Origin of the sequence: Microvirga makkahensis (assembly GCF_009830105.1) — a bacterium.
GTDB classification, from domain to species: Bacteria; Pseudomonadota; Alphaproteobacteria; order Rhizobiales; family Beijerinckiaceae; genus Microvirga; species Microvirga makkahensis.
The window spans coordinates 325447-338443 of record NZ_WURB01000001.1 but is presented as its reverse complement, the minus strand read 5'-3'; the positions used below and the strand labels follow the sequence as shown (position 1 = coordinate 338443).

At 63.4% G+C, this 12997-nt stretch carries 9 protein-coding genes; 6 read left to right on the top strand and 3 right to left on the bottom strand.

What is annotated here, in order from left to right:
• The first annotated feature begins 9 nt into the window (after positions 1 to 9).
• Entirely contained in the window at positions 10 to 1353 is a 1344-nt protein-coding gene (locus GR328_RS01605) for an erythromycin esterase family protein (RefSeq protein ID WP_205789658.1), read from the top strand.
• A gap of 234 nt (positions 1354 to 1587) precedes the next feature.
• The gene (gene ettA, locus GR328_RS01600) at positions 1588 to 3240 is read left to right on the top strand and encodes an energy-dependent translational throttle protein EttA (RefSeq protein ID WP_160882773.1); all 1653 of its coding nucleotides are present in this window, start codon (positions 1588 to 1590) and stop codon (positions 3238 to 3240) included.
• A 74-nt stretch (positions 3241 to 3314) separates the two neighbouring features.
• Here ettA and GR328_RS01595 read toward each other — a convergent pair whose 3' ends face one another.
• Complete coding sequence (locus tag GR328_RS01595; protein WP_170304094.1) at positions 3315 to 3557, bottom strand: hypothetical protein; 243 nt, start codon at positions 3555 to 3557, stop codon at positions 3315 to 3317.
• Between the two features lie 212 nt (positions 3558 to 3769).
• On the opposite strand from GR328_RS01595, the gene GR328_RS01590 reads away from it, so the two are divergent.
• From GR328_RS01590 to metH, 4 genes are all read left to right on the top strand, one after another.
• Positions 3770 to 5248, top strand: a complete 1479-nt coding sequence (locus tag GR328_RS01590) for an AMP nucleosidase (protein ID WP_160882772.1) — start codon at positions 3770 to 3772, stop codon at positions 5246 to 5248.
• 375 nt (positions 5249 to 5623) lie between these two features.
• The gene (locus GR328_RS01585; protein WP_160882771.1) at positions 5624 to 6637 is read left to right on the top strand and encodes an ArsR/SmtB family transcription factor; all 1014 of its coding nucleotides are present in this window, start codon (positions 5624 to 5626) and stop codon (positions 6635 to 6637) included.
• On the top strand, positions 6637 to 7542 hold the full coding sequence (gene metF, locus GR328_RS01580) for a methylenetetrahydrofolate reductase [NAD(P)H] (protein WP_160882770.1): 906 nt from the start codon (positions 6637 to 6639) through the stop codon (positions 7540 to 7542). Before GR328_RS01585 ends, metF begins: the two co-directional genes overlap by 1 nt.
• A gap of 93 nt (positions 7543 to 7635) precedes the next feature.
• The gene (metH, locus tag GR328_RS01575) at positions 7636 to 11391 is read left to right on the top strand and encodes a methionine synthase (protein ID WP_160882769.1); all 3756 of its coding nucleotides are present in this window, start codon (positions 7636 to 7638) and stop codon (positions 11389 to 11391) included.
• Positions 11392 to 11432: 41 nt separating this feature from the next.
• Here the strand turns inward: metH and GR328_RS01570 are convergent, their stop codons facing one another.
• Complete coding sequence (locus GR328_RS01570) at positions 11433 to 12203, bottom strand: N-acetylmuramoyl-L-alanine amidase (RefSeq protein WP_160882768.1); 771 nt, start codon at positions 12201 to 12203, stop codon at positions 11433 to 11435.
• A 4-nt stretch (positions 12204 to 12207) separates the two neighbouring features.
• Positions 12208 to 12933, bottom strand: coding sequence for a TerB family tellurite resistance protein (locus GR328_RS01565; RefSeq protein WP_160882767.1), 726 nt, complete (start codon positions 12931 to 12933; stop codon positions 12208 to 12210).
• Between the last annotated feature and the right edge of the window lie 64 nt (positions 12934 to 12997).

Here is a 12997-nt window from a genome sequence, read left to right as displayed (position 1 = left end):
GGTGTGGCGATGGCCCGTTTTTCCTGGAAACAGAACGAGAACGAAGCCTCGATCAGGGAGGCGATCGGGGTCGTGCGCGATCATGGGGAGCCTCTTCCTCCGATCGAGGACGAGGAGGCGTTCGGCACCATGTTCGATCGCTTCGGGGATGCCAAGGTGGTGCTGCTCGGCGAGGCCACACACGGCACCTCCGAGTTCTACCGGGCCCGCGCGATGATCACGCGGCGGCTCATCGAACGCTACGGGTTCAACATAGTGGCCGTAGAAGCCGACTGGCCCGATGCGGCGCGAATCGACGCTTATGTGCGCCACCGGCATGTTCCGGACGGGGACGATGTCGCCTTCGAGCGCTTCCCCACTTGGATGTGGAGGAACGAGGAAGTCTACGATTTCGTCAACTGGATGCGCGCCTACAACAAGGAGCGCCCTGAAGGCAGCCGCGTCGAGTTTCGCGGGCTCGACGTCTACAGCCTCAACTCGTCGATCCGTGCCGTACTCGATTATCTTGACAAGGTCGATCCCGAAGCCGCGAAGGAGGCGAGGGGCCGCTATGGCTGCCTGAGCCCCTGGCAGTCCGACCCTGCGCGCTACGGCCGGGCCGTCGTCACCGGGCAGAAGATGCCCTGCGATGAGAAACTGCTGCGCCAGCTCCAGGAGATTCTCGACAAGCGTATCGATTATCTTGAAGCCGACGGCGGCGAACAGTTCTTCGATGCGGTGCAGAACGCCAAGATCGTCCACGCGGCGGAGCATTATTACCGGATCATGTACGAGGGCGCGACGGAGTCCTGGAACCTGCGCGACCGGCACATGTTCGATACCCTCCAGAGCCTGCTGGCGCGTCGCGAGAGCGCCAAGGCGGTGGTCTGGGCGCACAATTCCCATATCGGCAATGCCGCCGCCACCGCCATGGGCTGGCAGGGCGAGTTCAACATCGGCGAGCTGTGCCGCAGGGCCTACCGGCACGAGGCCGTCCTTATCGGCTTCGGCACGGACCGTGGCACCGTTGCGGCCGCCGACGACTGGGACGAGCCCATGCAGGTCAAGACCGTGCTGCCCGCCCGGCCCGACAGTCACGAGCGGATCTTCCGCGACACGGGCCTCAAGTCATTTCTGACGGACTGGCGGGAAAACCTCCAGGAGGACCTGAAGAGAGTTCTGTCGCGCCCGCGCCTGGAGCGGGCCATCGGTGTGGTCTACCGGCCGGAAACGGAACTCTACAGCCATTATTTTGAGGCCATCATGGCCGAACAGTTCGACGCCTTCGTCTGGTTCGAGGAGACCAGGGCCGTGGCGCCGCTGACACATGCCCATGGGGAGGGGATGCCGGTGACCTATCCCTTCGGGCTGTGAGAGGCGGCGCGGCGGTCTCCTGGGCCGTCCCATATCCTCCCTCGTCACACCGGCCTTGTGCCGGGGGCGGTCCGTTGATCCACGCGCCTTACGCACCAGGATGACCGGCATGAGGCCGGCCGTGACGTGAGGGAAGGCTTTCCATGGCGACACTCCCCCGCCTTGCCCCGGCTGGCGGCCCCTGCTAACTGACGGCCAATCCCTTTCAACCGATAAATCAGCAGGGCTTTTCCCGTGTCCCGTCAGTTCATCTACCACATGCGTGGCCTCTCCAAGACCTATTCGGGCGGTAAGAAGGTCTTGGACAATATCCATCTCTCCTTCTATCCCGACGCCAAGATCGGCGTGCTCGGTGTCAACGGCGCCGGTAAGTCGACGCTTCTGCGCATCATGGCGGGCATCGACACCGACTGGACCGGCGAGGCCTGGGTGGCGGAAGGAGCCCGCGTGGGCTACCTGCCGCAGGAGCCCCAGCTCGACCCTGCCAAGAACGTCCGCGAGAACGTAATGGAGGGTGTGGCGGCCAAGAAGGCGTTGCTCGACCGCTACAACGAGATTGCCATGAACTACTCGGAGGAGACGGCGGACGAGATGACCCGCCTCCAGGACGAGATCGAGGCCAAGGGCCTGTGGGATCTCGACTCCCAGGTGGACCAGGCCATGGACGCTCTGCGCTGCCCGCCGGACGACTGGTCGGTGGACAAGCTCTCGGGCGGCGAGCGCCGCAGGGTGGCGCTCTGCAAGCTGCTCCTGGAGCAGCCGGAATTGCTGCTCCTCGACGAGCCGACCAACCATCTCGACGCCGAGACAACCGCTTGGCTCGAGGGCCATCTGCGCAACTATCCGGGCGCAATCCTGATCGTCACCCACGACCGCTACTTCCTCGACAACGTGACGGGATGGATTCTCGAGCTCGACCGTGGGCGCGGCATCCCCTATGAGGGCAACTACTCGTCCTGGCTCGAGCAGAAGCAGAAGCGCCTCGCGCAGGAGGGCCGCGAGGAAGAGGCTCGCCAACGCACCATCGAACGCGAGCGCGAATGGGTGTCGGCCTCGCCCAAGGCCCGTCAGGCCAAATCGAAGGCCCGTATCCAGCGCTACGAGGACCTCGTGGCCAAGGCCAACGAGAAGGGGCCGACAACCGCTCAGATCATCATTCCGATCGCGGAGCGTCTCGGCAACAACGTCATCGAGTTCGACAATCTCAAGAAGGCCTTCGGCGACAAGCTCCTCATCGACGGGCTGTCCTTCAAGCTGCCGCCGGGCGGCATCGTGGGCGTGATCGGCCCGAACGGCGCCGGCAAGACCACCCTGTTCCGCATGATCACCGGCCAAGAACAGCCGGATGAGGGTACGATCACCATCGGCGAGAGCGTGAAGCTCGGCTATGTGGACCAGAGCCGCGACTCCCTCGACGCCAACAAGACGCTCTACGAGGAGATCTCGGGCGGCAACGAGGTGCTCTATCTCGGCAAGCGCGAGATCAATGCCCGTGCCTATTGCTCGGCCTTCAACTTCAAAGGATCCGACCAGCAGAAGAAGGTCGGCGTGCTCTCTGGCGGCGAGCGCAACCGCGTGCATCTCGCCAAGATCCTGAAGTCCGGTTCCAACGTCCTGCTCCTCGACGAGCCGACCAACGACCTCGACGTGGATACGCTGCGGGCGCTTGAGGAGGCGCTGGAGGATTACGCGGGCTGCGCCGTGATCATCAGCCACGACCGCTGGTTCCTCGATCGCATCGCCACTCACATCCTCGCCTTCGAAGGCGACAGTCACGTGGAATGGTTCGAGGGCAACTTCGCGGATTACGAAGAGGACAAGAAACGCCGCCTCGGCACGGATTCCACGATCCCGCACCGGATCAAGTACAAGAAGTTCACGCGATAGGATCCGCCTTCCTCATCTCATCGCAGGCGTGGGGCGCGGGATCGGGCAGGAGCTCGCCCGCGCCCTTTCTTGATCTAGATCTTCAAGATTTCCTTCGCCTGGTCGAGAAGCCGTTCCGACTCTTCGTGATTGCCCGCTTCATGGGCGGCCTCACCCCGTTGGCGCAGATCCATCACCCTTTGCCGGTCGGAGGCTGAGAGCTGGGCCGACTGCAGGGCTCTGTCGATGGCTGCCATGTCCCGTGGACAGCGATTGGCGAAAGCGGGCCCCGCAGCCGCGAAGCTGAAGGCCAAGGCGAGAGCGATCATCCGGTTCATGGATTCCTCCCATACACCCCCGCTGCTATTCTAATTCCGGCATGGCCACGGCGTGAAGGGGAACTTTGGAGGATTGAGGGCCAAAGCGGAGGAGGGATCAATTTGCGCTTTCTCGGCTTATAATCCCTGACTGCCTCCAACAAGAGTGTTGGGTTCGTTGCCTAAAGCGTGTATGACCCTTGAGGCACGAGACACAAGAAGAGACTTTTCACGTGCCCGTCGACCCGAATGAAGCCTTCCAAGCCGTTGCAACGCCCGAGGAGGCCGTCGAGCGGCTGATCGCGCTTCACGACGGTGCCGTTGAGGCGCAGCGTCATTGTCTGGAACATTTCTTCTCCACAGGCACGCCGCCCACGCCTCTTGAACGGTCCCGCTTCCGATATCCGGAGCTTCGGGTCGATTACCGGGCCAATTCCGTGCCTCCGGTCAAGCAGCGGGCCTATGCCAAGTTCCAGGGCCCTGGAATCTATGCGACCACGATCACGCAGCCGACCTTCTTCAGGAACTACCTTCTGGAGCAGCTGAATTACCTCGTGCGCGATTACGGCGCCACTCTCGAGGTGGGCGTCAGCGACCAGGAGATTCCCTATCCCTATATCTTCGAGCGCGGAGACGAATTGGGCCGTGGCGCGCATTCGGCTTCCGAACTCGCGCAGCATTTCCCGACGCCGCTGCTCGCCAAGGTGGGCGACGAGATCGCGGACGGCACCTGGATCTTCCACGAGAACGAACCGCGCCCGCTCTCGCTCTTCGACGCCGCGCGCGTCGATTACTCCCTGCGCCGCCTCGTACATTACACCGGCAGCGACTGGCGCTCGGTGCAGCCCTGGATCCTGCTCACCAACTACCACCGCTACGTCGACCAGTTCGTCCGCTGGGCTGTGAAGGAGCTTGCGCACAAGGAAGGGCCTTACAGCAAATTGGTAATGCCGGGCGGCATCACGATCGAGCGCGGTCTGGACGAGGCAGCCGTCGAGGATCTGATCGGCTCCTCGCCTTGGCACCGCTTCCAGATGCCCGCCTATCACCTGATGCGCAAGGACGGACAAGGCGTATCGCTGGTCAATATCGGCGTCGGTCCCTCGAATGCGAAGAACATCACCGACCATCTGGCCGTGCTCCGTCCGCATTGCTGGCTCATGGTCGGCCATTGCGGCGGCTTGCGGCAGTCGCAGTCAATCGGCGATTATGTACTGGCCCATGGCTACCTGCGCCGTGACCGCATTCTCGACGGGGCCGTTCCTCCGGAGATTCCGGTGCCGGCGCTCGCAGAGATCCAGGTGGCTTTGCAGGAAGCCGCCGTGCAGGTCACGGGCGAGCGCGGCGATGCTTTGAAGCGCCGTCTGCGCACCGGAACGGTCGTGACCTACGACGACCGCAACTGGGAACTCCGCTGGAGCCAGGAACGGCGGCAGATCAACCTCTCGCGCGCCATCGCGGTGGACATGGAGAGCGGCACCATCGCCGCGCAGGGCTATCGCCTGCGCGTTCCCTACGGCACGCTGCTCTGCGTCTCTGACAAGCCTCTGCATGGCGAGATCAAGCTGCCGGGAGCGGCCAATGCCTTCTATGAGCGTGCGGTAAGCGAGCATCTCATGATTGGGCTGGCGGCCGTCGACATCCTGCGGGGGCAGCGGGCTTCCGTGCATTCGCGAAAGCTGCGCAGCTTCGACGAGCCTCCGTTCCGCTAGACAACCGGACGTGAAAAGCGGAACCGCTTTCGGAGACGAGCCGATGTCTCGTCCTGGGCGGGAGCATCGTTCGGCGCGACCTTCCGGGCCCGCAGGATGCGCTTACTATCCTTGCCCGTGCGTGAGGGGCTCAGCCTGCGTTCGGGCTTCGCCAACCTAGGGATCTTTACCGGCGCGCTTCCTTGCATTCCTGTCGCCGCCGCGCATTCGAGGCCTTTCGTCCCCGTGAGCCAAGTACCATCCGAAAGGCGGCCTTCGCGACTCTTCCGGTGCTCGCAACTCTGCTCCTCTTGAACAGGCCTCGGCTCAACCCGGCTTGCCCCCGCCTCAAAAAAGATATAAATATATCTTTATATGTAAGAGCGAGTTTGGCTCATGGCGGACAAGGAAGCCCCATCCCTGGATCTGACGCTGGACGTCCTACGGGCCGCGGCCGAGGAAACGCGCCTGCGCATCCTCGCCCTGCTGGCCGAGGGGGAGCTCTCGGTAACCGATCTCACCGACATTCTCGGGCAATCCCAACCGCGCATCTCCCGCCACTTGAAGCTGCTCGTCGAAGCTGGCCTTGTGGAGCGGCATCGGGAAGGGGCCTGGGCCTTCTTCCGTCTGACGGACCGGGGCATCGCGCTTCGGATCATCCGTCCGACTCTTGAGAGCCTCGACCGATCCGACCCGCAATTGCTGGAGGACCGCACTCGCCTGGAGGCGGTCCGGGCGCAGCGCTCCCAGGCCGCTCAGGCATACTTTTCCAGGCTTGCCCCGGAATGGGACCGTCTGCGGTCGCTCCATGCGCCCGAGACCGTGGTCGAGGCGGCGGTACTCGAGGCGCTGGGGCCGAAGCCGATCCGCGACCTCGTCGATCTCGGGACGGGCACGGGCCGCATGCTGCAGCTCCTCGCGCCCCGTGCAAGCCGGACGGTCGGTCTCGATGCAAGCCATGCCATGCTCTCGGTGGCCCGCGCCAATCTCGAAAAGGCGGGTCTGCGCGGCATCGAGCTGCGGCAGGGCGATATCTACGCCCCGCCGTTCCCGCGGAACACGTTCGATCTCGTGGTCATCCATCAGGTCCTGCACTATCTGGACGACCCCGCCCGCGCGATTCGCGAGGCTGCTCGTCTCGTCGCTCCGGGCGGGCGCATCCTCGTGGTCGATTTCGCACCGCATAAGCTCGAATTCCTGCGGGAGACACAGGCCCATCGCCGGCTCGGTTTCGCGCCCTCGCAGGTTGCAGGCTGGCTCGACGAAGCAGGCCTCGATTGCACGCTGACGAGAGAAATCGCTCCGCCCCGGAAAGGCGATGATCAACTGACCGTTTCCCTTTGGCTCGGGCAGGACCGCCGCTTCGTGACGGATTGGCCTTTGACCCAGCCCGACAAAGAGGTTGCCTGATGTCACCCCTGACCCTTCGCCCAAGCAGGCAGGTCTCTTCCCCGATCAAGGTCTCCTTCGAGTTCTTTCCGCCGAGGACGCCGGAGATGGAAGCGACACTCTGGGCCTCTATCCAGCGGCTTGCACCGCTCAACCCGCAATTCGTCTCCGTGACCTACGGCGCCGGCGGCTCCACTCGTGAGCGCACCCATGCCACGGTGTCCCGGATCGTGAAGGACACGCATCTCAAGCCCGCCGCGCACCTGACCTGCGTGGCGGCGACGAAGGAGGAGGTCGATGAAGTCGTCCGCTCCTACTGGGACGCGGGCGTGCGCCACGTCGTGGCCCTGCGCGGCGATCCGGTCGCGGGCATCGGCACGGCCTATGAGCCACACCCCGGCGGCTATCGGCAGACCTGCGATCTCGTAGCGGGGATCAAGGCGATAGGCGATTTCGAAGTGTCCGTCTCCGCCTATCCTGAGAAACACCCCGAGGCCCCCTCGCTCGAGGCTGATATCGACGCGCTGCAAGCGAAGGTCGATTGCGGCGCGGACCGCGCCATCACCCAGTTCTTCTTCGACAACGACCATTATTTTCGCTATTTGGACCGCGTGCGCGCGCGGGGGATCGACATCCCCATCGTGCCAGGCATCGTGCCCGTGCAGAACTTCAAGCAGACGGCGAATTTCGCGACGAAAACCGGCGCGAGCGTCCCGGACTGGCTGGCGGCCCGCTTCGAAGGCCTCGACAACGATGTGGAAACGCGCAAGCTCGTGGCCGCCGCCGTGGCGGCCGAGCAGGTGATCGATCTCGTCGACCGTGGCGTGAGCGAAATTCACTTCTACACCATGAACCGCGCCGACCTGGTCTATGCGATCTGCCATCTGCTCGGGTTGCGTGATCAGAGCGTGAAGGTGGCGGCTTGAGATCTCAATGCCTGGCAATGGGCCAGGCATTTCCGTTTGCCATGCAATGCATGGAGGGCTGGGCAGGAGCCCATCCGACCGAAAGAGACTGTGATGACCGTGTTCGACCCTCGTCCTGCCGATGGTGCAGACATCCTCAACGCGCTGCGTGAAGCGGCCTCGAAGCGCATTCTCGTGCTCGACGGCGCCATGGGCACCGAGCTTCAACGCTCGCGTTTTTCGGAAGCGGATTTCCGCGGCGAGCGGTTCAAGGACTGGAAGCAGGACGTCAAGGGCAATAACGACCTGTTGATCCTCACTCAGCCGGATGCGGTGCGCAGCGTTCATCTCGATTATTTTCGCGCCGGTGCCGATATCGTAGAGACCAACACCTTCTCGGGCACTTCGATCGCTCAAGCCGATTACGGCATGGAGGAGATCGTCTATGAGCTGAATGTCGAGGGGGCACGCATCGCCCGCGAAGCCGCGTTGATCGCTCAAGAGGAGGACGGGCGCCGCCGCTTCGTGGCGGGCGCCGTCGGCCCCACGAATCGCACACTCTCCATCTCGCCGGACGTGAACAATCCAGGCTATCGCGCGGTGACCTTCGACCAGGTGCGGGATGCTTACGCCGAGCAGGTGAGGGGCCTCGTGGACGGCGGCGCACAGATCATCCTCATCGAGACGATCTTCGATACCCTCAACGCCAAGGCCGCGATTGTCGCCACGCATCAGGTGTTCGCGGAAAAGGGCGTGAGACTCCCGATCATGATTTCGGGAACCATCACGGATCTCTCTGGACGCACCCTGTCCGGTCAGACGCCGACGGCTTTCTGGTATTCGTTGCGTCACGCGGAGCCGTTCTCCATCGGCCTCAACTGTGCCCTCGGCGCACGCGAGATGCGCGCGCATATCCAGGAGCTCGGAAAGGTGGCGGACGCTCTCGTCTGCGCCTATCCTAATGCGGGCCTGCCGAACGAGTTCGGGCTCTACGAGGAGAGCCCGGAGGCTACGGCGCGCATGCTGGCCGAGTTCGCCGATGCCGGTCTCGTGAACGTCGTCGGCGGGTGCTGCGGCACCACACCGGCGCATATCCGCGCCATTTCCGAAGCGGTGGCCGGGAAGGCGCCCCGTCAGGTGCCGGAAAGGCAGCCGCTCATGCGCCTGTCGGGTCTCGAGCCCTTCACACTGACCTCCGACATTCCCTTCGTGAACGTGGGAGAGAGAACGAACGTCACCGGTTCCGCCAAGTTCCGCAAGCTCATCACCAACGGCGATTATGCCGCCGCGCTCGACGTGGCGCGCGATCAGGTGGCGAACGGTGCGCAGATCATCGACGTCAACATGGACGAAGGCCTGCTCGACTCCGAGATGGCGATGGTGGAATTCCTCAATCTCGTGGCGGCGGAGCCCGACATCGCCCGCGTCCCGGTAATGGTGGATTCCTCCAAGTTCCATGTCATCGAGGCCGGCCTCAAGTGCCTGCAGGGTAAGGCCATTGTGAATTCGATCTCGATGAAGGAAGGGGAAGAAGCGTTCATCGAACACGCGAGGATCTGTCGCTCGTACGGCGCCGCCGTAGTCGTCATGGCCTTCGATGAGCAGGGGCAGGCCGACACGCTGGACCGCAAGGTCGAGATCTGCACGCGCGCGTACAGAATTCTCACTGAGAAGGTAGGTTTTCCGCCGGAGGACATCATCTTCGATCCCAACGTGTTCGCGGTAGCGACCGGGATCGAGGAGCACAACGGATACGGCGTCGCCTTCATCGAGGCTGCGCGTGTCATCCGCGAGACGCTGCCGCACGCCCATATTTCAGGCGGCGTGTCGAACCTGTCCTTCTCGTTCCGCGGCAACGAGCCGGTGCGCGAGGCCATGCATTCGGTGTTCCTCTTTCACGCCATCAGGGCCGGTATGGACATGGGGATCGTGAATGCGGGCCAGCTCGCCGTTTACGACGAGATCGATCCGGAGCTGCGCGAGCTGTGCGAAGACGTGGTGCTCAACCGGCGTCCTGATGCAACGGAGCGCCTGCTCGAGGCGGCGCCTCGCTTCAAGGGCGACGGGGCGGGCACCTCGAAGGCAGCCGACCTCGAATGGCGTTCCTGGCCGGTGGAGAAGCGCATCGAGCATGCGCTCGTTAACGGCATCACCGAGTTCATCGAGCAGGATACGGAGGAAGCGCGTCAGGCTGCCGAGCGCCCTCTGCACGTGATCGAAGGGCCGCTCATGGCCGGCATGAACGTGGTCGGCGATCTCTTCGGCGCAGGCAAGATGTTCCTGCCGCAGGTGGTCAAATCGGCCCGCGTGATGAAGCAGGCGGTGGGCTACCTCATGCCCTTCATGGAAGCGGAGAAGAAAGCCTCCGGACTTGCTGCGCGCTCCGCCGCCGGCAAGGTGCTGATGGCCACTGTGAAGGGCGACGTGCACGATATCGGCAAGAATATCGTCGGCGTGGTACTGGCCTGCAACAATTACGAGGTCATCGATCTCGGCGTGATGGTGCCGGCTCAGAAAATTCTGGAAACGGCACGCAGGGAGAATGTGGATGTGATCGGCCTCTCGGGCCTCATCACGCCCTCCCTCGACGAGATGGTGAACGTGGCAAGCGAAATGGAGCGCGAGGGATTCGATATTCCTCTGCTCATCGGCGGCGCGACGACGAGCCGCGTTCACACCGCCGTAAAGATCCACCCGAATTACCAGAAAGGCCAAGCGGTCTATGTCACCGACGCCAGCCGAGCGGTCAGCGTCGTTTCCTCTCTGCTGTCGCCGGAGGCGAAGGATGCCTACGTGGAGACGCTGCGCAGCGAATACCGCAGGGTGGCCGACGCCCATGCGCGTTCCGAGGTCGACAAACAGCGTCTGCCCATCGAGAGAGCCCGTGCAAACAGGCTGAATATCGATTGGGAAGCCTATTCAGCGCCCAAGCCTACCTTCACCGGCGCACGGGTGTTCCGCAGTTACGACGTGGGCGAACTCGTTCCCTATATCGACTGGACGCCCTTTTTCCAAACCTGGGAGCTGAAGGGTCGCTTCCCCGCTATTCTCGAGGACGAGGCCCAGGGTCCCGCGGCACGCCAGCTCTGGGCGGACGCTCAGGGAATGCTCAGACAGCTCGTCGAGGAGCGCTGGTTCAATCCGAAGGCGGTAATCGGCTTCTGGCCTGCCAACGCGGTCGGCGACGACATCCGCCTCTATACGGGCGAAAGCCGCCGCGAGCCGCTCGCCACCTTCCATGGACTGCGCCAGCAGCTCTCGAAGCGCGACGGGAAGCCAAACCTGTGCGTCTCCGACTTCGTTGCACCCGCCGAGAGCGGAAGGCCGGATTGGATCGGCGCCTTCGTGGTCACTTCTGGCATCGAGGAAGTGCGCATAGCCGAGAAGTTCGAACGTGCGAACGACGACTATCGCTCGATTCTCGTGAAGGCTCTTGCGGACCGTATCGCGGAAGCATTCGCTGAGCGTATGCATGAGCGCGTGCGCAAGGAGTTCTGGGCCTATGCGCCTGATGAGAATCTGACGAACGAAGAGCTGATCCGCGAAGCGTATCGTGGCATCCGCCCGGCTCCCGGCTATCCGGCGCAGCCCGATCACACGGAGAAGGCAACGCTGTTCAGCCTGCTGGAGGCGGAGCGCCGGATCGGCGTGAGTCTGACGGAATCCTATGCCATGTGGCCTGGTTCTTCCGTCTCCGGTCTCTATCTTGCGCATCCGGAAGCCTATTACTTCGGCGTGGCGAAGGTCGAGCGGGATCAGGTGGAGGATTATGCGGCGCGCAAGGGCATGAGCGTGCAGGAAGTCGAGCGCTGGCTGGGCCCGATCCTCAACTACGATCCTGCGAGCTACAGGCCGATGGCGGCGGAGTAGGGTGCCAGGTTGTCATCCCGGCATGGAATGACAGGCGAGTATCAGGCCTCTGCGGACGGCCGCTTCGCGATGAGGTCCCGCAACGTGGCGATGGTGGAGGCGTCGGCCACGCCGTCCACGCGCTCGGGCCGGAAGTGGCGCTGGAATGCGGCGACCACCTTTTCCGTGTCCTCGTCGAACACGCCGTTGATCTTCAGACCGTAGCCGTACATGGCGAGCATGGCCTGAAGGGCTTCAATGGGCATGCCCTGGTCGCCACGTGAGAAAAAGCGCCCGTCGTTCAAGGTGGCGGGTGGCACCCAATGGCCGATCCCGGCACCATGCAGGCGCCTCCAGGGAAAGGTCTCGCCGGGATCGATCTTGCGGCCCGGTGCAACGTCCGAGTGGCCGAGTACGCGGGTCGCCGGGATGCGCCAGCGGGTCACGATGTCTCTTGCAAGTGCAATCACGCTCTCGATCTGCGCATCGGGGTAGGGCGGCAGACCGCCCGGGTGGCCAGGGTTGGCGATCTCGATGCCGATGGAGCTTGAGTTGATGTCCGTCTCGCCGTCCCAGGACGAGATGCCCGCGTGCCAGGCGCGCCGCGCTTCCGGCACCAGTTGCAGAACGCGTCCGTCTCCGAAAACGAAATAGTGGGCCGAGACCTGCGACACGGGATTGCATAGCCATTGCAAGGCCTCCCCTTCATCCGGCATGCCCGTGTAGTGCAGGATCAGTAGGTTCGGGCGCCGTCCGTTCTTCCGCTCTCCGTGATTGGGTGAAGGAAATACCTTTGCGGCAACGGGGCTTTCGGGGGAAAGAGGGGCGTTCATGCGTTCACCTGAGATCCCGTTCGGCGGCGATGCGCTCCCAAGCGGCATTGATCGCAGCCAACCGCTCCGTTGCGATCTTGACAGCCTCAGGCGGAAGACCTCGGGCGATTTCCCGGTCGGGATGGTTGTCGGCGACCAGTTTGCGATAGTGACGCTTCAATTCGCTGTCGCTCATGGCCCGGTCCGCCTTGAGAATGAGATAGGGATCGTCCGCCTGCCTTACATGGCGGGCGGCAATGCGTTCAAAGTCCGTCTCCGAGAACGCGAAGATCGTCGCTACGTTCTTGAGGTAAACGTACTCCGCCTCGTGGACCGCCTCGTCCGCCTTGGCGATATGGAACAGGCCGTCAAGCACGTCTTCCAGGAGGGCGGGCTCTTCCCTGAATTCCGTGCCGATCTGCCGGGCATAGGATTCGAAACCATCGGAGGTCTGCATGGCGAGTTCGAACAGGCGCTGGACGCGAGGGTGTTCGCTCTCCGGCACCTCGACGATCTGCTCGAAGGCCCTCACCTCAACGTCCACCACCACGCCGTCGGCCTTCGCCATCTTCGCCGCGAGAGCGACGAGGCCCATGGTGAACAGAACGTCGCGCGGCGGCTTTCCGAAAGGCGCGCCTTCGCGATCGACCAGAACGTGCCCAGCAACGCCACCCAGGAGAGCGCCAATCGGCCCTCCAAGTGCCATGCCGATGCCGGCACCGCCCAACTTACCCCAAATCGACTGAATCATCTTGAGACAGTGGTCGCTCAACTTCATGCAAAAGAAAAGGGGCCGAGAAGAACTCGGCCCCCAA

What these genes read in the sequence shown, in the direction of transcription:
- GR328_RS01605 (WP_205789658.1), top strand. Translation starts at nt 10, where the DNA reads ATGGCCCGTTTTTCCTGGAAACAGAACGAGAACGAAGCCTCGATCAGG.
- GR328_RS01595 (WP_170304094.1), bottom strand. Translation starts at nt 3,557, where the DNA reads ATGAACCGGATGATCGCTCTCGCCTTGGCCTTCAGCTTCGCGGCTGCG.
- GR328_RS01585 (WP_160882771.1), top strand. Translation starts at nt 5,624, where the DNA reads ATGGCGGACAAGGAAGCCCCATCCCTGGATCTGACGCTGGACGTCCTA.
- metF (WP_160882770.1), top strand. Translation starts at nt 6,637, where the DNA reads ATGTCACCCCTGACCCTTCGCCCAAGCAGGCAGGTCTCTTCCCCGATC.
- metH (WP_160882769.1), top strand. Translation starts at nt 7,636, where the DNA reads ATGACCGTGTTCGACCCTCGTCCTGCCGATGGTGCAGACATCCTCAAC.
- GR328_RS01570 (WP_160882768.1), bottom strand. Translation starts at nt 12,203, where the DNA reads ATGAACGCCCCTCTTTCCCCCGAAAGCCCCGTTGCCGCAAAGGTATTT.
- GR328_RS01565 (WP_160882767.1), bottom strand. Translation starts at nt 12,933, where the DNA reads ATGATTCAGTCGATTTGGGGTAAGTTGGGCGGTGCCGGCATCGGCATG.